Here is a 22,419-nt window from a genome sequence, read left to right on the forward strand (position 1 = left end):
GGAGCCAGAGTGGTGCTTGCCGATAAAGGGTATTGCGGATCCAGCGGGGCAACGGCGCCTTCAGGCACGGGAGTGTGGTATGTGAAGCCGGATGAACGGCTGAGGGAAGAAGCCAAAGCCAGCCGCTATGACATGGGCGGAAGACTGGCGGAACACCGCTGGATGAACCGGGTGCTCGACCGCACCTATGCCAATATGAACCAGTTGGCAGGCTGGGGGTACCCGTTCCCGCTGGATGACGAGGGCAATCAGCACCGGCGCAGCCTGCAGGGGCCTGAATATATGCGCCTCATGCGCAAGGTCGTCAGGAAGGCGGGCGTGACGATTCTGGACCACAGCCCGGCGCTGGAGCTGCTGGCCGACGAGCATGGCGTGGGAGGTGCTGCAGGAGTCAATACGCAGACGGGTATCCCGTGGACGGTGGAGGCCGGAGCGGTTGTGATCGCCACAGGCGGCTGCGCCTTTCTCAGCAAAGCGCTCGGCTGCAACGTCCTCACAGGCGACGGATATCTAATGGCTGCTGAGACCGGGGCAAATTTGTCCGGCATGGAATTTTCCAACGCTTACGCGATTTGCCCGACATTCTCGTCCGTGACGAAGACGGCTTATTACAGCTATGCCAGCTTCTATTATGAAGACGGCACGATTGTTGAAGGAGCCGGTTCCAAGCGGGGGCGTTCCGTGATTGCTCGTAATCTTATGGAAGGCCGGCAGGTCTATGCCGTCCTGGATCAGGCGCCAGAGCACTTGAAGCCGCTGCTCCGGGTGGGCCAGACCAACTTCTTCTTGCCGTTCGACCGCCGCGGCATCGATCCGTTTACGGACCCGTTCCCGGTTACGCTTCGCCTGGAAGGGACAGTCCGTGGTACCGGCGGCATCCGGCTGGCGGATGAGCTCTGCGCAACCGATGTGCCCGGGCTCTATGCGGCGGGCGATGCCGCTACCCGGGAGCTGATTTGCGGCGGGTTTACCGGAGGAGGGAGCCACAATGCAGCTTGGGCTATGTCCTCCGGCTCCTTCGCCGGAGAAGGTGCGGCGGCCTACGTCAAGAAGCTGGGTGCCCAGGATGGAAGCCGCAATTTAGAGCGAAAGTCCACCCAGCCGATCGTGGAGGAAGGCAAAGGCAGCGTTAAACCAAGCCGGGCAGCGGAATGGGTGCAGGCCGTTCAGGATGAGGTCAAACCTTATGACCGCAACCTGTTCCGGACCGGTGAGGTGATGACCCAGTCTTTGAACAGGCTGAACGGCTTATGGAACGAGCAGCGGGAGCAGGCTATCGAGCACACCGTGGATGGCGTCAAAGCAAGGGAAGCGGCCGCCATGACGGCAACGGCCCGTTGGATGTACACATCCGCCTTGGCCCGGACAGAATCCAGGGGCATGCATAAGCGCAGCGATTTTGCCGGGATGGACGACAATCAGCACTACCGCCTGATCACTGGCGGATTGGACCAGTTGTGGGTTCGTCCAGAACAAGTCCGTAAGGAGGTCGTCGTCCATTGATTGAAGTTATCAGTGAAAGCAAATGCATTGCCTGCAATCAATGCGTGTCTGTATGTCCTACCAACGTATTCGATCGCGTTGCTGACGGGATTCCCGTGATCGCCCGGCAAAGCGATTGCCAGACCTGTTTTATGTGCGAGCTGTACTGCCCTGTCGACGCCTTGTATGTCGCCCCGGAATCCGAGTCGGTCATCGGTGTCACGGAAAGCGAGCTGTCAGAACAAGGCCTGATGGGAGGATACCGGGAGAAGGTTGGCTGGGGGAAAGGCCGCAAGCCTGTCGCCAGTCACGAATATATGTATCAGCTGTCGAAGCGGAGCGGATTTTAATTATCGACTGAAGTGGGGGAGCCAATCATGAAGACAACGCATCATAAAAACACCAAACACGGCCGCTTTTGGAAGTCAGCTGTCATTCTTGCAGGTCTGCTAGCCGTCATCGTGGTTCAGGGCTGCTCGCCGTCCAAGCGCACCGGGGATGCTGCCGAAGCTGCCGCGGATAAGCCGACGGTGCTCAATTATGGCTACATCGGGATCAATAAATTAAATGTGCCGTCAAGCGGAGCTGAAGGCTGGGGATTCCATAAAGGGATTATTCAGGAGGAGCTGAAGAAGCATGGGATTACGCAGGTCAACCTGACCGGCTTCCCTAACGGACCCGACCAAACGGAATCATTAGTCAGCGGCCGGCTGGACGCGGGCAGTCTTGGCGATACACCGGCGATCATCGCTTACGCCTCCGGTGCGAAAACACGTTTGATTTCCCAGCCAGCGACCTATTCCATCGGGTACTTGTTTGCCAAAAAAGGCGGAGCTAAGTCCATCAAAGATTTGGAAGGCAAAACGATTGCCATTCAAAAGGGATCTTTTATGCACCGCTATGTCGTTGGCTTGCTCAAGCAGGAGGGCGTAAAGGATTATAAGCTGGTTCACATGCTGATTCCCGACGCGCAGGCTGCTTTGGCAAGGGGGGATGTCGACGCGTTGACCAACAACGGCGTGCAGGCGATGAAGCAGATTGACGAAGGTTATCCGCTGCTTGACGATGCCACCAAACATCCCGATCTGATCGGTACGAGTGCTACCGTCGTGTCGGACGCTTTTCTGGCCAAATTCCCCGACTTTCCGAAAATATGGAACGAAGCGCGCAAAAAGGCGCTGGATGACTTAAAGCAGCACGAAGACGAATACTACCAATTTGTCGCGGATGCGCAGGGAACGACTCCGGAAGTTATCAAGAAGATCAGCCCGATCAGCGAGATCAAGGATACGCCGTTTACCGATGACGGCTTAAAGTTGATCGAAGGAACGAAAGATTTTCTGGTTCAAGAGAAGCTTGCGAAAAAAGATTTTGATCTAAACGACTGGGTGCTGAAATAACCACGTTCAGGACGACAGGGGGGATTGCAGCGGATGGCACCCAACATGGATATTCAATTAACCACGGATGTACTGGTTCTTGGTGGCGGGCCAGCTGGCGCTTGGGCGGCATGGAGAGCCGCGTCCAAGGGAGCGAGGGTTGTGCTTGCGGATAAAGGCTTCTTGGGCAGCAGCGGTGCGACGGCACCCGGAGGAACAACCCTGCTGGTGATTCCTCCCGTTGCCGAGCTGCGGGAAGATGCCGTGCAGAGCAGGCTCAAGGCAGGCGGCTACCTGTCGGAGAATGCCTGGATTCACCGGGTTCTGGATGAGGTGGAGACCTATTTGGAGAAAGTCGGAGAATGGGGATATCCCTTTCCGAAAGATCATAACGGGGATCCGCTCCGCACGCATTTGCACGGCCCCGAATATATGAAGCTGATGCGCCGGGCGGTCCGGCAGGCCGGTGTGCGTATATTGGATCAGTCCCCTGCGCTGGAGCTGCTGCACGATGCGAATGGCGTCGGGGGAGCAAGAGGCGTGAACCGGCTGACGGGCCAAGAATGGGAAGTACGCTCCAATGCGGTCGTTCTGGCTACCGGCGGCTGCGCGTTTCTGAGCAATGGATTGGGCTGCAACGTACTTACCGGCGAGGGATTGCTTATGGCCACCGAAACGGGAGCCGAGCTTTCCGGGATGGAATTCAGCCGCCAATATGCGCCGAGCGCCGCCTTTGGCAGTGTGACCCGGGGGAGAATGCTGGCTTGGTCTACGCTCTATGATCAAGAAGGACGCGTGATCGGCCGGGGAGACCGCGCCTTCGGCAGTCTGCAGCAGCATCTCCTGAAAGGACCGGTGTACGCTTCGATCAATTTGGCCGACACAGAGGAGAAGCGGCGATTTCTTCGTCACGCGCATCCGATCTTCTTTATGCCGCTCGAGCGCGCGGGCATCGATCCGTTCCGAGATAAGTTTCCGCTCACGCTCCGGTACGAAGGGACGATGCGCGGGACGGGCGGGCTGCGGCTCACTGGGAACGAATGCCTTACGAGCGTTCCGGGTTTATATGCAGCAGGAGATGCCGCCTCGCGGGAGAAAGTAACGGGCGCCATTTCAGGCGGAGGAGCGTATAACGCTTCCTGGGCGATATGCAGCGGAAACTGGGCGGGCGAAGGTGCTGCGGAGTATGCATTATCCCAATCCAAGGATGCTTGTAAGCGGGATCTGACGCCTGCAGGACGATACGGTTTGGTGCAGCACTCCGACGCCGACCGGCTGATGGACGTCCCGCAAATCATCTCGGCCGTTCAGCACGAGGTGTTCCCCTTGTCGATTAACTTTTTTCGCAGCGAACCGGTCATCAGGGCGTCTCTCGAGCGTTTGCACGGGCTTGTTCCTTTTTTGCATGACAGCGTATCTGACGATCACCGTCATCGTGTCCGTGCCCGGGAAGCGGCAGGCATGGTGGCTACGGCGAGATGGATGTACTCGGCCGCCCTTGCGCGCAAAGAGAGCCGCGGGCTGCATGCCTTTGCGGAATACCCCCAGCTGGATCCCCGTCAGACCCACCGCCTTCTGGTGTCGGGAGTCGACAGGATTCATATCCGGGCGGAAAAAGTCCCTCATGCGTCCGAACTCACGCCGAAGGAGGGGATGGTCTTATGATCGAGCTGGTCAGCGGGGAGCGGTGCATCGGTTGTTCCATCTGCGTAAAGGTCTGTCCAACCAACGTGTTTGATATGCAGGATGGACAGCTTGTGATCGCGAGGCAGGAAGACTGCCAGACATGCTTTATGTGCGAAGCGTATTGTCCAGTTGATGCTTTGTATGTAGCGCCTTATGCGGACCGATCCGTGGAGGTCAGCGAAGAGGCGTTGCTGCACCAGGGAATGCTCGGCAGCTGGAGGGCAGAAATCGGATGGACCACGGGCAGTGAAACGACGATGGCCGCCCGGGATACTACGCCGTTTTTTGAACAATTTACGAAAACCCACCGGCCAAAAGAAGGCTAATCGACCAAAGGAAAGCTAATGTCACGTACTGAAGCATATGGATGTGTAAAGCCACCCTGATTTCAAATAAAGGTGGCTTTTTTTGCGTGCTGTCGGCTGCCGGTGGATGGGTGAGTTGTTGAGGTTTTAAATATGTCTTGGATACAAGGTAACACACAATCGCAAATTTTATCCTCATCATCTATTGCGCTATAGAGTAAAATAAATTACTATACAAAGTAAGGAGGTGCTAAAAAATGGATGAGGAGTTACAGCTTAACGTTCCACTGCTGCGCCGACGCGTACCCAATTTAACGACGGCGGCACGGGAGGCTGGTCTAAGAGCGGCAACGGTTTCCAATCTGTGTACAGGGAAAATCCCCGTCGGCCGCGCTGAAGTAAGGACGTTGGTGGCTCTTGCTTCTTTGGCGGGATGCAGTCTTGATGAACTCATTATTAGAGGGAGTGGTGTTCGTATGATCGAGACAGGTGTAAAAGCGTTGGATTTGCTCGCCCCGGTAGTTCGCGGGGGAACGGTTGGATTTGTGGCACGGCCGAACATGGGGCAGCTCGTTATGCTCGCAGAGCTGATGCTCCGCATGAAGAAACGGGGATTCGCAACCGTGTTCTGGGATCCGCAATCGGATATTTCTGGCGTCGAGCTGGTTCAGGAGCAATCCGAGTTTTCCCATTCGGCCAAAGAGGACGTTTATCAGCAAATTGTGCAGCTGCGCGGGGAAAAAGATATCCTCCTCGGCGTTGATCGGAGCAAAGTTTTATCCGGCGAGTTATTATCCTTGCGAGATCGTCTTAAGGAGGTTGGAGCCCGGCCCATCACGATCGCCCTTGTAGATATTAAGTGTGAAGCGGCTGACGATGATAATGCGTATGGACCTTTGGACACCCTGTGGAGATTTGACACCGATCTGATCAGCAGAGGCATCTATCCGGCAATCGATCCGATCGGATCGACCTCGACCGTTCTGGAGGGAGCGCATCTGGATGCCGTTCATCTGACCACCCAGCAAGCAGCACGGAAACTGCTCCGCCGTTACAGAGAACTGAGATCGCTGGTAACCGTACTGGGCGCGGAGAAAATTTCCGATAGTGATTTACAGCTGTACCAACGTGGTGAAAGGCTCGAAGCTTATCTTGCACAGCCTTTCTACGTATCTGAGCCCTATACTAAGAAACCGGGTGAATGGTTGACGCTTTATGATACACTGGCTGATGTGAAGCGGATCTTGGACGGTGAAATGGATGCTACCGAGCCATCCGAATTGTTTTTTAAAGGGCGGCTGGAAGTCACCAGCTGAAGCGCGATGATTGAGATCTGGTAAACGGTTGCATGGGGCCGGTCCGGCTGACCGGCTCTTACGAACCGTATCGAATGGTTATCGAAAGAGGTGAACGGCTTGATTCGCGGCGTCATACTCGAAGGCTTATCCACAACTGGGAAAACATCCGTATTATCTGCATTTAAAAGAGTACATAGTTTAAGTTCGCATGCCGAACGGACGATGATCGCGCTAAGTGAACATTATTCGCAAATCCTGCATTCCGATCACGGCGTGCTGAGGTCCTTGGATCAAAATGAACACATCCAGCTGTTGAGTCAGCATATCGCTTATCTTGAACAGCTGCACGGTTGGATTGAATCTCTGGGTCAAACGAAACCGTCTAACGGAATTTTTTTCATCTTGGAGAGATTTCATCTTAATCATCGTGCGGCATTCGCAGATCATACTAAAATCGAAGCTTTGGAACAGCGATTGCTGCGTCTCAATGCAAAATGCGTTCTTTTGACCTTGTCTCCGGAAGCTGTTCCGACCCGATTTGTTGAAAGCCGAGGTGATGCCTGGCGGTCCTATGTCATGGCGAATCATCCGTCTGCAGACGAAGCTTGCCGCAAGTTTGTTGAGGATCAGGAAAGGCTGCGCACATGTATGAAACAATCGCTCATTCCTGCAATAGAAATCAACACCGGCGAAGCAGCGTGGGATGATTATGCGAATCAAATTTTGAAGGCGTTGGACGAATAAGCACAATAATACACACCAGGTGAAACAAGCTGCAGGCTGCCGAACAACGGCGGCCTGTTTGGGTTATAAAGGGAGTCATTCCTGAACAAAAGGAGATGTGGTGCTTCGCAACGAAGTAATATTATGGAAACGGTATAAAATCGTGGCAGAGAATGGATTTACCAAAGGAGAGAATCGACAATGAAGAAAAAAATAATGGTTATATTCGGCACTCGGCCCGAAGCGACGAAAATGTGCCCGGTGATTCAACAATTACGTCATCATCATGAATGGTTTGAGACGAAGGTGGTTGTTACCGGCCAGCACCGAGAACAATTATCTCAAGCTCTTTCACATTTTAATATTCAACCCGATGTCGACTTGGCTTTGATGAAAGAAAATCAATCACTGGCCTACTTAACTTCGGCTGCGATTGTTGGCCTCGACGACATTATTAATGAGGACAAACCCGATATGATAATGGTTCATGGTGATACCCAGACCGCAATGTGCGGGAGCTTGGCAGCCTTTTTCCATAAAATACCGGTTGGGCATGTCGAAGCAGGCTTACGTTCTCATCAAAAATATTCGCCTTGGCCCGAAGAAGTAAATCGCAGAATTGTCGATGTTATTACAGATTTACTATTTGCGCCGACATCTGTTAGCAAGAACAATTTGAATAGAGAGGGTTATGATTCCGACCATATATTTATTACCGGTCAAACTGCCGTCGATGCAGCAATTCTAACCAACAAAGCTGATTATAAGTTTCATAATGAACAATTAAACGATCTTGTCCAACTTCAAGGAAGATTGATTACTGTAACGGCTCACCGCCGTGAAAATTATGGAGAATCCATGCAGCAAATGTTCAAGGCGATCCGACGTGTGGCTGATGAACATCGAGATGTACATATCGTTTATCCGGTTCACTTGAGTCCATATGTCCAAGATACCGCATTTTCTATGCTGTCCGGTCATGATCGGATCCATTTGCTTGATCCCATTGAATACCCTGATATGATCAATCTGATATCCCGTTCTCATCTTGTATTAAGTGATTCAGGCGGACTTCAAGAAGAAACACCCGTTTTTAATAAGCCGTTGATCCTGATGCGAGATACTACAGAACGGCCAGAGGCTGTTGAGGCGAATGCCGTTTACCTGTCCGGAACCCAAGAGGATTCTATTTTTAACATAGCCAATAAACTATTAACGGACCCGGATCTCTATCATCAGATGGCAAATGCGAGAAACCCATTTGGTGACGGGCTCGCCTCCAAAAGAATCGTACATATTATTGCCCATCATTTCGGATTAACTGACGACCTGCCAAATGATTTCGAGGAGTAAGCCTGATGACCCAACAATACTATATCGCTTCAAGCCGAGAGCTTCCTACTGGCTCCTCCGGTAAGAACAAAACGGTAATGACCATTCGGGATTACATTGAAAAAGTGAACCCATCCGCGAAAGATCAGATTGTTATGCAAGCGCTACTGGAAAAGGACCCGGAGGGGGATCAGCTGATGGATATCTACGAAACGGAATTAGATGCAGCCGGCTTGTATGTAGCGGGTCCTATGAAATCAGTAGACGCTTCGTGCCCGTTCCGGCAGCCATACATTTATCAGGTAGACCCTGATGGAGGATCTTTCGAAATGAATGACGAGAAGAAGCTGTCTTCGCCTGAATACTACCAATGCAGTAGAAAATGCATAACCGAGCTGTTCGAGTATTTGGGACATCATTTAGAGATTGGTGAAGAGCTGGAGCTGTACACATGCACGGATTACGGATTTGATCGATCCTGGGACTTGCCTAACCAAGATGATCTTATAATTGATTTGTCCACTTTCCAATTGGGGGACAATTTTGAGTGGAAAGAGCGCCAACTGATACGAGTAAGAAAGTAAAGCGTTTGACGAAAAGAACATGCCAATCTGTCCTCCATCCACTGGGATATCGTGCTGAATCACTGCGGGGAGTGGGGCGGGGGGTGGCTTTGGTTTGATGACGTCTTGGTCCGGGAGAACGGACGATTTGTATTGGATGAGCTGCAGGGTTTAAATCGTGAATAAGGCGGGATAAAGACATGGATAAAACAAATCTGGCAAAGTCGTATGATATCGATTCACACCGAAGAGCAAACGCGCATCCGGCGGATTGGAAGGTGATCGAGAGGGACAGGTTTCTTACCCGCCTGCAGGATTCAGGTCAAAGGAAACTTCTGGAAATCGGTGCCGGAACAGGGTTAGACAGCCTATACTTTAAAGATCATGGTCTAAAGGTAACCAGCATTGATTTATCCAGTGAAATGGTGCGTTACTGCAGAGAAAGAGGGCTGCAGGCGTATGTGATGGATTTCTATCATCTAACATTTGAGGACGATTCGTTTGATGCTGTCTACGCCTTAAACTGTCTGCTGCATGTGCCTAAAAATGAAATAGGCGGCGTGCTGTCGGAAATCAAACGAGTGATGAAGCCTGATGGATTATTTTATTTGGGGTTATATGGTGGTAATGATTCCGAGGGAGTTTGGGAAAACGACTGGTGTGAGCCAAAACGTTTTTTCGCTTCTTATTCAGATCGTTCCGTCCGAGCGCTAACGGGGCAATATTTCAAGGAAATCAGCTTTCAAACCGTTCCTTTAAAAGAGGGTGAGCCCTATTTTCAGGGACTCCTGTTACAGAAATAATAATGATATCCATAGCGGGCAGTACCTCGGTTCGCAAACATGAAGACACGGAGGTTTCAAATGGTCACAGCGGATATTTTGTCCAAAGCGGCCGCATCGTTTGACTTTGATGTGAATACGCTGGAGTTTGTTAGCCATTCAACGAATGAGGTTTACCGGTTTTCGAAAAACAATGAATTTTATTTCCTGCGGATATCGGTTAAGCCTCTCGCTTACGCAGAAAAGATACACGCCGAATTGGAATGGATTCACGATTTGGTACACCATGGCGTAAACGCCTCTCTGCCGATTTTAACGAAGGATCAACAGTTGACCGCCTTGTATGAAGAAGACGGGCAATGTTTTATTGCTGCTGCTTTTCGCATGGCACCGGGAAAATTCTTCGATAAAGGCAACCGTCACTTATGGGGGACAGACATCTATCATGCATGGGGAGAAACCATGGGGAAGATGCACAAACATTCGAAGTCCTATATACCTGTGGTGAAGGGCAGGCATAGAGATCATTGGAGCAAGAGCGAGTTCAGCAATCCGAATTTGCAGCATGGAAGTTACAGGGTGCTTCTCGATAAATTACAAAGCCTTGAAGATCAAATCGATTCGCTTCCTCGGGAGGAAAATGCTTATGGGCTGATTCACAATGACTTTCATCCCTACAATTTCATGATCGACGGGGATACGATTACCGTATTTGATTTTGACGACTGCATTTATGGCTGGTATGCACTGGACATTGCCATTGCGGCAGCACATGCGGTTTGGTGGGGGTCTCCTGGAGAAGACCGGAAGTCAAAAAATGAATTTGCCCGGAGATTTTTGGATGATTTTCTTGCAGGGTACTTCAAGCATCATCCGTTGGACTCTCATTGGATTCAGCGGATTCCCTTGTTTATGGATTACCGAAATATATGTTCCTTCTTCTGGTGGCTGCAGGATTGGGATGGTGATGAACGTAAACTGAATGATTTTCAGAAGAAAGCAATAACCGAGGCGGTGAAAATCATCGCAGATGGCCGCTCCTTTGACGGCTGTGAGATTGAAATGTAGCTTTACCAATAGCAAAAGCCGGAGATTCCCGTTGAAGGAATTCCGGCTTTGTTTTGCTTCTTTGATTTATGCTTAGGCCGTGAGCTCCTTCAAAATCTGTTTCGGCAGAATCCCCGATTCCTGGTAAACGAGCTTGCCATCTTTGAATATAAGGGTGGTTGGTATGCTCATAATCTGAAATTGGGAAGAGGTCACCGGGTTCTCATCTACATTCACTTTAATCACGTTAACCGAACCGCTTGTTTCCCTTTCAAAATCCTCCAGAATGGGAGCAAATATTTTACAAGGACCGCACCATGATGCCCAAAAATTCACGACTGTTACGCCTTCTGTCTGCATCATTTTTTTAAACGTCGCGTCTGTTGCATGCTGAATTGCCATCGTTATCTTCCTTTCAATTCTTAATTTCCCTACTCAAATCTCTCTGGTATACATGTTCTGATCCTGCAGTCGAATCAGTACCTTGCCAAAACGACCGCCCTGTTGGAAGGATACTTGTCCAGACGGATATGCCTGGTTCAGATAGTCTGCAACGATTGTTTGGTTGCGCTCATCGACAGGAAGACCATGTCTGCGAAGCCAGCTCATCATCTCCTGCAGCGCTTCTTCCTTCGACATCTCCACCGTTTTCGTTTCCCGGGTGACCAGGGACTCATAGGAATAGCCTTTGAGATACAGCAAATGGAGCAAATATCCCATTTCCGCTTGTTTGGACTTGTAAGGTTCGCCGGTGACGAGCGGCCAAATTTCATTGACCAGACTATGTTCTGCGGAAGAAACAGGCAGACTGATATAACAGAATTTTCGGGCACATTGGAGCACTTTCTCTACGCTCTCCCAGTCGCGAATGACCGGGCACATCGAAACGAAGACGAGATCGAAAGCCTGGCTCAAGCCATTGGCTTGAACGTCGATTTCCTCAAACGGTACGGGGATAATCTTCATTTGGCCTTCATCAAACTTGGCTATGTTTTCCTTCAGCAATTCAACTTGTGGAGGAGAGGACTCGACGGCCGTTACACGGGCTCCCCGCTCTGCAAACGGCACCGTAAATACGCCCGATGCGGCGCCGATGTCCAGCACAGAGGCATTCTTAAATGATACCCCTTGTCCCTCAATCCAGTTCAGGATCCGATTCGTTCGTTTTCTTCCCTCCGGGCTAAATGACTGCTCATGGAAAGCCTTGGCTTTATGATCAAAGTCTCGAGAAGGGTCGATGCCGGCCTGTTTGGACCTGTTTATATAGGTGTCGGGATCTTCTTTCCACGCTTTTTCCCAGCTGGCTTCCTTAAAAAAATCGCTCATGATCTTTTAAACCTCCATAGATCTGTTATATCCATAATTGAAACAAAAAAATTTGTCAGTATGTTTAAACATAAAGGCTCTTGCTTGACCGAAACCATCGTAAACCTCACACCAAAGCACCTATAGCGAAGAGGGATGGTTCAAGTGAGATCCTCCTTTCTGTTTGGAAATATTGTAGACCTACAATGTCCATAATAAATTATACTCCAAGGATTTGCAATGCCTACTTCAGAAAAATTCATTGTATAGCGGGCCATATCCCTTCATAATTTTGATACGAGAGACTAAGATCTTAATTAAAGAACGTTAATGTTTGACAAAGGAGGAGTCATTCGATGTACAAGGCTATAGTCAATGATGATACATACATTTCGATTCTGGAAGACAGACATGCTAACGAGCTTTATCATTTAATTGACAGCAGTCGTGAATCTATACGGCAGTGGCTGCAGTTTCCTGATCTTACACATAAAGTCGAGGACACAAGAGCCTTTATAAGCAGGTCATTAAAAAGATTCGCCAATAACGATGGGTACTGGGCAGGGATATGGTATAAGGAACAGATTGCAGGGTCCATAGGTTTTCTAGGGATCGATTGGGAAGCGGGTCGAACAGAAATAGGCTACTGGCTAGGCTCCCCATTTGAGGGGAAGGGGTTAATGACTTCTGCATGCAGAACGTTTGTCGCTCATGCGTTCCATGATCTGCGGCTTCGTAAAGTCGAGATCGGCGCGGCGGTAGGCAATATCAGGAGCCGAGCGATTCCGGAACGATTGGGCTTCACGCAGGAAGGGATTATCCGGAATTACGAACGTTTACATGACCAATATTTAGACAGGGTCATTTACGGTCTTACACAACAGGAGTGGTTAGACCAGCAAGCCATGTCCTAATTGACCGCCTGATCTTCGGTGACCTCCAAAACGAATATAAACGAATGTTACCAAACAACTGAAACGTAAAATGGTAAAATCAACCTGTTAGTGAAGAGCTACAGATCATAAAAAGAGAGGTTTGTGAATGACACTGATTGAAGTCCGCCATTTTACGAAAGAAGATTTTCAGATGCTGGGAGATTTGTATGCTGCCGTAACTTCAAGGGGAGAAACGGTGTTCTGGTGGGTTGGAGACGAAGCCAATTGGTCGAATGTGTTCATTGCAGTGGAGGGAGAACGAATGATCGGAAAAGGGCAGGTCAGCGTCATTTCGGAAATCCCGGCTGGTAGCCCGCAGGACCATAAACACCAAATTTATCTCAACTTGAAGACGCGTCCGGAAAGGGAGAATGACTATCATCTCTATGATCTGCTATACGAACCTTTGCTGAACAGGGCATACGAGTTGAAAGCAGCCCTGCCCCCGGCTCACCAGACGTTGGTTGGGATCGGTAACCAGTCCACTGAAGTGAACAACACCCAATATTTTATAGCGAAAGGATTCAGCTACAGTAAAAGTCTGTATACCATGCAGCGACATCTGGTTGGAGAAATGGACCCATCCGCTCTTTCCGCACCATATCGCTGTATCCAGTGGGACATGCCGTCGGGAGCCGGCATCCATGAATACTTGGCAGCAGACATGGAAATTTGGCCGGGGGCTCCAATTGGGATGGAGCGGCTCATGGAAAACCGGAAGAATCAAGCTTGGACTTCTTTTGTCGTCCGGGAGAATGATACGCTGGTCGGCAGCGTGATGGCATGGGTGGATGCAGAGGGGGATGGCGTCATCGAGGACGTTTTTGTCAGAGAACCTTGGCGACAACAGGGCATTGCCAAGCATTTGCTGCACCAGGCGCTGACCTATCTCAAAAATATCGGATGTGAGTGTGCCGTACTGCAGGTTGAAACAGCCAATTCATCGGCTTTATCCTTGTATCATGCCGTGGGGTTCAAAGAGGTATCGGAGGAAGTACGGTATGAGCGGGACTTGTAACCATTAAAAAACAATCAGGCAGCCGGATCGTTTTGTCGACCGGCTGCCTGATTCGTCCTTCGGATGCTTAATTTATTTATTCATCGTATCATGCAAGCCGGGCTGTGGGGCGAACCACCAGCTCGTTCACATCGACGTCCGCCGGCTGCTCGATCGCATAGGCGATGGCTCGGGCAATAGCGGAAGCAGGAAGAGCGTTGCGCCGGTACGTTTTCATAAAATCCCTTGCCCCGTCATCCGTAATGCTCTCAGCGAGCTCGGATTCCGTTACGCCGGGAGAAACGAGCGTTACCCGGATGTTTGCATCAATTTCCTGCCGCAAACCTTCCGTGATGGCGCGAACAGCGTATTTGGTTGCACAGTATACCGCCGCCGTCGGCGTGACCGAATAAGCCCCGATGGAAGCCACGTTAATCATATGGCCAAATTGCTGCTCCTTCATTACGGGGAGACCTGCGGCAATACCGTGCAGAACCCCGCGGATATTGACATCGATCATCCGGTTCCATTCGTCGATTTTCAAAGCTTCCAACGGTGATAGCGGCATCACGCCGGCATTGTTCACGATGACATCGACCCGTCCGAACCGGCTTTGCGCCAAGTGGATGATGGACTGCATTTGCTCGATACTTGTCACATCAAGCTGTTGATATAAGGCGGACCCTCCTTCTGCCTCAATGAGGGAAGCCAGTGCTTCCAGTCTTTCTACGCGTCTGGCCCCCATGACAACATGGGCGCCCCGGCTGGCGAGAAGCTTCGCTGTAGCTTCGCCGATCCCGCTGCTTGCACCTGTAATCACAACGACTTTTCCATTGATTTCGGACATTGAACATTTCTCCTTTGGATTTGATTTATGCTAAGTTGCTCGATTCGAACTCTTGTGATACAAAAGGGGCATCTCCCCGCTAATTTTCACGATAGAGAATCATGCCCGCGTGGTAGAGCACCGAATCGCGGAAGTCGCCGTCCGCTGTAAACCCTGTATCATCCACATATTCGATATGGTCGCCTACAATGGTGTACCTGCCTTGATAAGCGCTCTTCCGATTACCGCGCGCTTCGTCATACCTCCCGTTCGGCAGCAGCTCATGCCGGATGTAACCGTCCTTTGTCACCCACATGCCGACATACGGATGGGATTGTTCGTTTTGCGTAGTCATTGAATATTCTCCTTTCCTTTGCGAAAGCCGGATCGAATCCTGACATGTCATCGTTTTCTACAGTTATGTGATCCGGACCATGTTTCGCATTTCTTACATGTTCATTATCGTTCCTTCGGAAAGAGAGACGGTAGCCGGATCATACAAGATGATTGCCTAATCCTCCAGAAGCAGATAAAGTTAATCTAATCATATAGATCAAAGGGGGAAGAAGAGGATGGATGAATGGTTCGAGAAACAAAGAAAAGAACTGCTCCGGATCATCGAGAAGTTCACACCGGAAGACGGTACGCATGAGACGGAAGTTCCCGGTTTGCGCTTCATTCGCTCTTCCCGGTTATCTGAACCGGTATATTCTGTCTATGAGCCATCCCTTTGCGTCGTAGCGCAGGGTTCCAAGGTGGTTATGCTGGGACAAGAGGTGTATCAGTATGACCCGAGCAGTTACCTAACCGCTTCAGTCCAATTACCGATTACTGGGCAAGTGATGGAGGCATCGAATGAAACGCCGTATTTAAGCCTGCAAGTCCTTTTTGATATGAACCAAATTCTTGATGTGATTCAAGCATCTGATGATGCTATCCGAGCTGGGAATGAGACCAGCCGGGGGTTGAAGGTAAGCCAGCTCAACGATACGCTTCTGGATGCCGTGCTGCGGCTTGTGAAACTGGTTGAAACACCGCGTGATATTCCGGTGCTTGCGCCGTATGCCATGCGGGAAACCATTTACCGGGTGCTTCAGAACGAGCACAGCGCATCTCTGATGCAATTTGCCGTGATCGGAAGCCACGCCCAGCGAATCGCGGGGGTGGTTGAGAAGATTAACCGCGATTTCGCCCTGCCTCTGCGCGTAGAAGATTTGGCTGCGGAGGCCCGTATGAGCACTTCGTCTTTGTACGATTATTTCAAGGAAGTCACAGGGATGAGCCCAATCCAGTACCAAAAGCAGATCCGGTTGCAAGAGGCGCGCCGGCTGCTCTTCTCCGAATCGATCGATGCGGCGGAAGCTGCGTTTCAGGTCGGATACGAGAGTCCGTCCCATTTTAGCAGGGAATATGCCCGGATGTTTGGGATGCCGCCGGTCCGGGACCTACGCCGATTGCGGAGCACGATGGTTGACGAAATGACGATTTCGGCGGAAATCAAATGAGGGTAGCCGACCGCCACACTTGTGATTGTTGCTCATCCCGATTTGGAGCATTCCCGGATCAACAGGCGGCTGGCGGAAGAGTTGGTATTGCGGGGCAATGTGACCGTACATCGGCTCTATGAAGCCTATCCGGACGAAAAGATCGATATTGCAAGCGAGCAGGCGCTGCTTCTGGCGCACGACCGAATCGTGCTTCAATTTCCTTTTTTCTGGTACAGCTCGCCTTCCCTGCTGAAGAAATGGATGGATGAAGTGTTCGAGTTTGGATGGGCCCATGGACCAGGCGGGGTCAAGTTGAATGGAAAAGAGCTGATCATCGCCATCTCTTCCGGAGGTTCTCCGAGCATGTACCAAGCCGGCGGCTTTCACAATTACTCTTATGGCGAGCTGCTCCGTCCGTTCCAACAGACGGCAAACCTGACCGGGATGATCTATCGGTCGCCGTTTGTTATTGGCCGAATCCGCGAAGTCAGCGATGAGCAGCTGGAGAAGTATGCCGCAGAATACGCGGACTATGTAGAAGGCGAGAAAGCCTTATCAGGCACAACAAGTGCTTAACACGGTAAAAGTTTAGTTCTCACGCATAAGTTAAAGCCCCTTCCAGGCGCCAAGCGCTGCTGTGAAGGGGCTTCTTTCGTTTAGCTGGTAGAACTTCCGCTATGAGGCACATTTTCGCGCGAATGCAATCCGTGTTACAAGGAAGCCGGCTATTGTACCGCTTTTTGCTGGCTCGTAATCGTTCCCAGGTGGATAGCTTCGTGCATCAAGGCGAAGTTGAACAACTCAGCAGCGGTCGTGAATTCAAAGGGTCCCAACACGAACGGGGACTTCAGATCCTGCTGAAGCATATCCGGCGTAATCTCTGAAATCTGGGACAGCTGATTGGCAAGCTGCTGCACCAATTCTTCTTGGGATGGCGGAGCAATCGTCCAGTCGGCCGGCTTTGTACCGCTGTTGAACAACGTTTCGTAGGATGCCGGAATAGTCGACGCTGATCCGAAGCACAGCTGCTGATATCGATCGAGCCAAAATACGATATGCCCGACGTTCCAGCGGATCGTATTTCTGAAGCCTGCCGGCGTAATATCGAAGAGTGACTCCGGTATGCCCTGAACCTGACCGATCACCAGTTGATGCAGCACCTTGCCTGTATTCACGATAGATTGTGTACTCATTTGTAATTCCTCCTTAGTGGTTTGTGGGATGGTTTATTTCGTTCTTGTTACCAAGTTTACCGGTCCAGACCATAAGCAACAATCACGTAATTCCGATGGTATGAATCGTTTTCACTAATGGATCTTTCATCTTATGGGAAATCCTTCCGTCCTCCGTTATACTGGATATAGAACTTAACATGGCAGCATACGAAACAATGGGAAGGAGACGTCCATGGAACTTCGACAGCTTGAATACTTTGCAGCGATATGTAAAGAAATGCATTTCTCCCGGGCCGCCGAGAATCTCTGTACGACACAGTCGAATTTGAGCCAGCAAATCAAGTTTCTGGAAAAGGAGCTGGGGATGCCTCTGTTTGATCGAATCGGCAAAAAGATTGCTTTAACCGATGCCGGCCGGATCCTGCTCGAACAGAGCCAGCTGATCTTTGAGAGGGTGGATTACATTCAGGGGGCCATCTCGGATCTTAAAAAAGTGGAGGGCGGCAAGCTGGACATCGGCATACTGCCAGGGGATGGGGACCTGCTGTTTGACGCGCTGCTGCTTGATTTTCACCGGGCTTACCCCAAGCTGTCCATTTCGGTCAGCGAAACGACGAACGTATATGAAGAGGTTTTGGCCGGGAACAGAGACTTGGGCGTCACGACGATGCCTGAGCGGCCCGACGATCGTATGGCCATCATCCCACTGTTTCATGAGGAGTTTGCGCTTGCCGTCCGATCGGATCATCCCGCTGCCCGATTAAAGGCCATCCCCTTTGAACAGCTGAAGGAGCTGGATATGGTCACCTTCGGCCCCGATCACCAGATCACGAAGCTGATTCGGGCCTGCTGCCAGGAAAAAGGTATGGAGCTGCATCACCCTATGGTGACCTCGACGCTATCGACGCTTCTCTCCATGGTAGAGCAGGGAATTGGAGCATGCATTCTTCCCCGGCTGCTGCTCGACAACCTTGGCCGGGAACAAATCACCGCAGTCACGCTTCTGCATCCAACACCGAGCCAGGAGATCTGCATCATTTACCGGACGGATAAATATCTGGGTAAGGCAGGCCGCATATTCATTGAGGCATTACAAGCTTACATAGAACGTGTAATTGAAAGCGCAAACCGTTCGCTTGGGTAAACGGGTCATGAAATGAAGTGGAGGGAAGGGAAGTCAATGGAAGCCTTTCAGGATCAACTACAACCGGATTTTACAGGGATCAAGCTTGTGTTGATTTACGTTCTGAATGTGATGACCATGAACAAAATTCCTTGGATACGCAAAACGCTGGCGGCTATGAAATTAAAGATGGATCAACAGAAGCGAATTCATATATACCGGTAAACGATTATCACTATGCTTACAAAAGAGGAGAGACGACATATGCGCATCCAACTGGACCGTTTTCCGAACGGTGTGAACAAGGCGGTGACGCTCAGCTTTGACGACGGGCGGGACCATGACCGCAAATTAGTCAGTCTGCTGAACGACTATGGCCTCAAGGGGACGTTTCATCTGAACAGCGGGAATCTCGGCAAAGCAGGATATATCGACAAAACGGAAGTCGCGACATTGTTTCAGGGGCATGAGGTTTCGGTTCATACGGTGGACCATCCCTTTCTGGAACAGACGCCGCCGGATCAAGTGCTGGAGCAGGTGGTGGCGGACCGCAAGGCATTGGAGGAGCTCGTCAGCTATCCGGTCAAAGGGATGAGCTATCCGTTTGGCACCTACAGCGATCAGGTTGTGAACATATTGCGGTCCATAGGTATCGAATACGCCCGTACAGTGAACAGTCATGGCGGCTTTCATAAGCCGGACGACTGGCTCCGCTGGCATCCGACCTGCCATCATAAACAAATGGTCGAATACGCCGATCAATGGATTGATATGCAGCAACGATATTCGAGAATGTCGCTTTTTTACGTCTGGGGCCACAGCTATGAATTCGATAACGACAATAACTGGGATTTGGTAGAGAGGTTCGGTGAGATGATCGGCGGCAAGGACGACATTTGGTACGCAACCAATGCGGAAATTTACGCCTACTGCAAGGCCGTGGAAGGACTCCGTTACTCAGCCGATTCACACCTCATTCATAATCCGTCGGCCCAATCGGTATGGGTCAGCGTAGATGGGGATCCGATCGAAGTCCGATCCGGAGAAATCGTACGTTTATAAACTGACCATATGAGTCCTGCCCTTTATACGAGGAAGCCGTTTAGTGCGGCTTTCTTTTTTTGTTTCCACTCCAGGTTCGCCTGAATTGTCGTTTCGTAACAAATTCCATGTCCATCGTAACTTATTCATACTGGCAGCATCCCGCACACGATTAAGATAGACTTGGATTCACCATTATACGTGATCGTCTAAAGCTTTTTCATCACACACGCAGGGAGTGCAGGCCAGTGAAAAAAGCAGTGGAATCTCCAAACATCAACATGCGCGAGCATGTCTCACGGGCGGATTTGCATTACCGTCATACCGTGGAGCGAAGTGAGGGCGGCCTTCCGCTCGGAAATGGCCGGATGGGCAGTCTCATTTGGACTTCCCCCTCGGCGCTCAAGTTTCAAATCAACCGGGCCGATGTGTATGCGAATGACAGCCGTACCAACAGCTTCAACCAGCGGCACTCGGATTATGCTTACGGCTGCGGTTTTGTCGATATCGACCTGGTGGATTATGGCGAGGATGTATTTAATGACAAAGGAATTCGTCAGCATCTAAGTCTGTATGACGCGACGGCATCGATATCGGGGATTGGGGTGGCGGCGGAAGCCTTTGCTGCGTCCGGGCATGATGTGTTCGGCGTCCGGATCCATGATCGCCGGCCGGCGCCTCAGGTGGTTAACATTAAGCTCAAAATGCTGCGCCCTGCAGAGGTCGTGACCAAAAACCACTCGGCCGTATCACGCTTCATAATAAGGGACGGCATGATGGTGCTTCATCAGCAATTCCGCGAAGGAGACTATTTCTGCGCTTCAGCGGTCGTTATTGCGATAACGGGAAGGGACGCGCAGGTAAGGATGAACGACGAGTACGGCGGCCGGAAGCCAGTCGGCGCTTATCGGGAAAGTCTGGTGATCGGGCAGCCGAATGAGACGGAAATGCGCCTGTGTGTTCAACCGGGAAACGGCAGTTTTGACATCTTTATGAGCAGTGCAGCCAGCTTTGATGAACAGGAAGATGTCATCGGGGAAGCGATCCGAACGGTGCGGCATGCCATGCAGTCGGGATATGACGTGCTGCTGGCGGAGCATCGCAAGTGGTGGCAATCCTTTTGGGACAAATCGTATATCCGCCTTCATAGCCGGGACGGGCACGCCGAATTCGTCGAGCAGCATTACACGTATTATGTATACCTGATGGCATCCAATTCGCGTGGTTCACAATTTCCTCCGAATTTCGGCGGCATGCTGCTCAGCCCGCGCGGAGATCTTCGGCACTGGGGGGCCATGCATTGGTGGAACAACATGAATTTGTATTATAACGCCGTACTGCCAACCGGGCATGATGAACTGTTCCATCCGTATTTCAACATGTATTCAGCCATGTACGATTCGTGTGCAGCCGCAGCAAGGCAGCAGTGGGGAAGCCAAGGCATTTATATCCCGGAAGTCGTGTCCTTTGACGGGGTGGAGGAGCTGCCGGAAGACATTGCCGAGGAAATGAGGGACCTCTATTTGCTGCGCAAGCCGTGGGAGCAGATGTCCGACCGGTTTCGCGAATATGCTTACTCCAAGCGGCCGCATGAGAGCCGCTGGAACTGGAAGTATCACGAAAAATATGTGGACGGCAGGTTTACGTACAAGGAACGAGGTTATGGCCCATTTGGATTCACGACGCACATGTTCGCCACCCAGGTCGGAATTGCTTACCACTACTGGTTGTACTATGAGTTCACCAAGGATGAAGAATGGCTGCGTGAGCGCGCATATCCGGTCATCCGGGGCGTCGCCGAGTTTTTCCGCCACTACCCCAACCTGCGGAAGGATGAGGACGGACTGTATCACATGTATCACACGACCAGCGACGAAAAATATTACGGCGGCAAAGACACGATGGATTCGATGGCGGGCATGCATACGATCTTTCCGATCGTCCTCCGGGCTTCGGACATACTCGGATTGGATCGCGATATACGGCCGGCGTGGCAGGAACTTTACGAGCATCTTGCCCCGCTTCCGCGGAGCGACCAAGCAGACGCCGTCCTGAAAACGGGAGAAGGGGAAGCGGCCGTATGGGTCGGCGCACTCGGTCCGGTGTTGGATCAGAAGAGCCATATCGACGTGAAGCCAGCTTATTTTGGCAGCTTATGTTCCCTCGAGACCGCCGGGAGTAACCCAGACATGTTTAAGACGACTATGGCGACGATTCGGTACCAGGAGGAGCTTCTCGATCACGACTGGAGCCGTGCTGCCTCTGAAATGTCGGGGATGGCACGCGTCTTGGCCAATATGGGGCTTGCCGAGCCTTTTAAGCAGGTCGTGCTGGCCCAGTTGGAATGTGTCAACGCGGAGCGGGATTACTGCTATTTCAACGATACAGGCCGAATCAAATCGTTTGAAAACCGCTTAACCGTCAGGGAAGGGGTGAACTGCATCAGCATTCAGCGTCTTGGGAACGCTGCAGCTGCGCTGCAATCGGCGCTGTGCCAAAGCCAGCCAGCGGGCCCAGGCCAGGATTCGGTTATCCGTCTGTTCCCTGCATGTCCTGTGGATTGGGACGCCGAATTTTCGCTATGGTGTCCTGGTGGATTTAACGTCAAATCGGCTGTTCAGGGTGGCGATATACAATATGTAACGATCACGTCCTCCCTGGGAGGAACATGCCGGATCCGGAATCCATGGGAAGAAGGAGAAGTACGCCTGCAGAAGGTAGGAGGCGAGGTCCACATGCTGGAAGGTTCACTGCTCCAGTTTGAGACGGAGTCAGGTGATGAATTCAAACTGTATCCGAATCGATAAATGAGTTGGAAAAAGCCGATTCACAGCGATGTGAATCGGCCTTTTGGATGTGCTGCTGTTACTTTTACGATCGAACGTTCATAGGTTCATGAATTTCATTACGCCGGGACAAGCATTCCCATCGTG

23 protein-coding genes are annotated in these 22,419 nt (G+C 51.1%); 18 read left to right on the plus strand and 5 right to left on the minus strand.

What is annotated here, in order from left to right:
* From BCV73_RS11130 to BCV73_RS11180, 11 genes are all read left to right on the plus strand, one after another.
* Positions 1-1,503: FAD-dependent oxidoreductase (locus BCV73_RS11130; protein ID WP_256992820.1), on the plus strand; the 1,503-nt coding region annotated here is incomplete at its 5' end.
* A complete protein-coding gene (locus tag BCV73_RS11135; protein WP_076166160.1) occupies positions 1,500-1,832 on the plus strand; it encodes a 4Fe-4S dicluster domain-containing protein in 333 nt (110 codons plus the stop codon). The genes BCV73_RS11130 and BCV73_RS11135, both read left to right, overlap by 4 nt.
* 27 nt (positions 1,833-1,859) lie before the next feature.
* A complete protein-coding gene (locus tag BCV73_RS11140) occupies positions 1,860-2,882 on the plus strand; it encodes an ABC transporter substrate-binding protein (protein ID WP_089547129.1) in 1,023 nt (340 codons plus the stop codon).
* Between the two features lie 33 nt (positions 2,883-2,915).
* A complete protein-coding gene (locus BCV73_RS11145; RefSeq protein ID WP_089547130.1) occupies positions 2,916-4,526 on the plus strand; it encodes an FAD-dependent oxidoreductase in 1,611 nt (536 codons plus the stop codon).
* Positions 4,523-4,873 (plus strand): 4Fe-4S binding protein, encoded by a 351-nt coding sequence (locus tag BCV73_RS11150; RefSeq protein WP_089547131.1) that lies wholly within the window; start codon positions 4,523-4,525, stop codon positions 4,871-4,873. Before BCV73_RS11145 ends, BCV73_RS11150 begins: the two co-directional genes overlap by 4 nt.
* A 236-nt stretch (positions 4,874-5,109) precedes the next feature.
* A complete protein-coding gene (locus BCV73_RS11155) occupies positions 5,110-6,168 on the plus strand; it encodes an ATP synthase beta subunit C-terminal domain-containing protein (protein ID WP_089547132.1) in 1,059 nt (352 codons plus the stop codon).
* 99 nt (positions 6,169-6,267) lie between these two features.
* Positions 6,268-6,894 carry a hypothetical protein gene (locus BCV73_RS11160; protein ID WP_143811848.1) on the plus strand — a complete coding sequence of 209 codons (627 nt, stop codon included), beginning with the start codon at positions 6,268-6,270 and terminating at the stop codon, positions 6,892-6,894.
* 180 nt (positions 6,895-7,074) lie between these two features.
* The gene (gene wecB, locus BCV73_RS11165) at positions 7,075-8,226 is read left to right on the plus strand and encodes a non-hydrolyzing UDP-N-acetylglucosamine 2-epimerase (RefSeq protein WP_089547134.1); all 1,152 of its coding nucleotides are present in this window, start codon (positions 7,075-7,077) and stop codon (positions 8,224-8,226) included.
* A 5-nt stretch (positions 8,227-8,231) separates the two neighbouring features.
* Positions 8,232-8,789, plus strand: coding sequence for a hypothetical protein (locus tag BCV73_RS11170; protein WP_089547135.1), 558 nt, complete (start codon positions 8,232-8,234; stop codon positions 8,787-8,789).
* A 179-nt stretch (positions 8,790-8,968) separates the two neighbouring features.
* Positions 8,969-9,571 (plus strand): class I SAM-dependent methyltransferase, encoded by a 603-nt coding sequence (locus BCV73_RS11175; RefSeq protein WP_089547136.1) that lies wholly within the window; start codon positions 8,969-8,971, stop codon positions 9,569-9,571.
* A gap of 111 nt (positions 9,572-9,682) precedes the next feature.
* Positions 9,683-10,618 (plus strand): phosphotransferase enzyme family protein, encoded by a 936-nt coding sequence (locus BCV73_RS11180; protein WP_218828126.1) that lies wholly within the window; start codon positions 9,683-9,685, stop codon positions 10,616-10,618.
* Between the two features lie 72 nt (positions 10,619-10,690).
* Here the strand turns inward: BCV73_RS11180 and trxA are convergent, their stop codons facing one another.
* Both trxA and BCV73_RS11190 read right to left on the minus strand, forming a co-directional pair.
* Complete coding sequence (trxA, locus tag BCV73_RS11185; protein ID WP_089547138.1) at positions 10,691-10,999, minus strand: thioredoxin; 309 nt, start codon at positions 10,997-10,999, stop codon at positions 10,691-10,693.
* A 33-nt stretch (positions 11,000-11,032) separates the two neighbouring features.
* Positions 11,033-11,923: a class I SAM-dependent methyltransferase gene (locus BCV73_RS11190; protein WP_089547139.1), complete on the minus strand. Its 891-nt coding sequence runs from the start codon at positions 11,921-11,923 to the stop codon at positions 11,033-11,035.
* 335 nt (positions 11,924-12,258) lie between these two features.
* On the opposite strand from BCV73_RS11190, the gene BCV73_RS11195 reads away from it, so the two are divergent.
* Both BCV73_RS11195 and BCV73_RS11200 read left to right on the plus strand, forming a co-directional pair.
* Positions 12,259-12,816, plus strand: coding sequence for a GNAT family N-acetyltransferase (locus BCV73_RS11195; protein WP_089547140.1), 558 nt, complete (start codon positions 12,259-12,261; stop codon positions 12,814-12,816).
* Between the two features lie 127 nt (positions 12,817-12,943).
* Positions 12,944-13,855: a GNAT family N-acetyltransferase gene (locus BCV73_RS11200; RefSeq protein ID WP_089547141.1), complete on the plus strand. Its 912-nt coding sequence runs from the start codon at positions 12,944-12,946 to the stop codon at positions 13,853-13,855.
* An 88-nt stretch (positions 13,856-13,943) separates the two neighbouring features.
* Here the strand turns inward: BCV73_RS11200 and BCV73_RS11205 are convergent, their stop codons facing one another.
* Positions 13,944-14,681 (minus strand): SDR family oxidoreductase, encoded by a 738-nt coding sequence (locus tag BCV73_RS11205; RefSeq protein WP_089547142.1) that lies wholly within the window; start codon positions 14,679-14,681, stop codon positions 13,944-13,946.
* A gap of 79 nt (positions 14,682-14,760) precedes the next feature.
* Complete coding sequence (locus tag BCV73_RS11210) at positions 14,761-15,015, minus strand: Atu4866 domain-containing protein (RefSeq protein ID WP_076166104.1); 255 nt, start codon at positions 15,013-15,015, stop codon at positions 14,761-14,763.
* A gap of 217 nt (positions 15,016-15,232) precedes the next feature.
* Between BCV73_RS11210 and BCV73_RS11215 the strand changes: the two genes are divergently transcribed.
* Positions 15,233-16,165 (plus strand): AraC family transcriptional regulator, encoded by a 933-nt coding sequence (locus BCV73_RS11215; RefSeq protein WP_089547143.1) that lies wholly within the window; start codon positions 15,233-15,235, stop codon positions 16,163-16,165.
* Positions 16,166-16,186: 21 nt separating this feature from the next.
* Positions 16,187-16,723 (plus strand): NAD(P)H-dependent oxidoreductase, encoded by a 537-nt coding sequence (locus BCV73_RS11220; RefSeq protein WP_089547144.1) that lies wholly within the window; start codon positions 16,187-16,189, stop codon positions 16,721-16,723.
* Between the two features lie 149 nt (positions 16,724-16,872).
* Here the strand turns inward: BCV73_RS11220 and BCV73_RS11225 are convergent, their stop codons facing one another.
* Positions 16,873-17,340, minus strand: coding sequence for a DinB family protein (locus BCV73_RS11225; RefSeq protein WP_076166093.1), 468 nt, complete (start codon positions 17,338-17,340; stop codon positions 16,873-16,875).
* Positions 17,341-17,554: 214 nt separating this feature from the next.
* Here BCV73_RS11225 and BCV73_RS11230 point away from each other — a divergent pair, with 214 nt between their 5' ends.
* The 3 genes from BCV73_RS11230 (at position 17,555) to BCV73_RS11240 (ending at position 22,293) form a co-directional block, all read left to right on the plus strand.
* Positions 17,555-18,466: a LysR family transcriptional regulator gene (locus tag BCV73_RS11230; protein ID WP_076166088.1), complete on the plus strand. Its 912-nt coding sequence runs from the start codon at positions 17,555-17,557 to the stop codon at positions 18,464-18,466.
* Positions 18,467-18,709: 243 nt separating this feature from the next.
* Positions 18,710-19,507: a polysaccharide deacetylase family protein gene (locus BCV73_RS11235; protein ID WP_089547145.1), complete on the plus strand. Its 798-nt coding sequence runs from the start codon at positions 18,710-18,712 to the stop codon at positions 19,505-19,507.
* Between the two features lie 227 nt (positions 19,508-19,734).
* Positions 19,735-22,293, plus strand: coding sequence for a glycosyl hydrolase family 95 catalytic domain-containing protein (locus tag BCV73_RS11240; RefSeq protein WP_089547146.1), 2,559 nt, complete (start codon positions 19,735-19,737; stop codon positions 22,291-22,293).
* The last annotated feature ends 126 nt before the right edge of the window (positions 22,294-22,419 follow it).

This window comes from Paenibacillus sp. SSG-1 (assembly GCF_002224835.1).
In the GTDB taxonomy this organism is placed as follows: Bacteria; Bacillota; Bacilli; order Paenibacillales; family Paenibacillaceae; genus Paenibacillus_AQ; species Paenibacillus_AQ favisporus.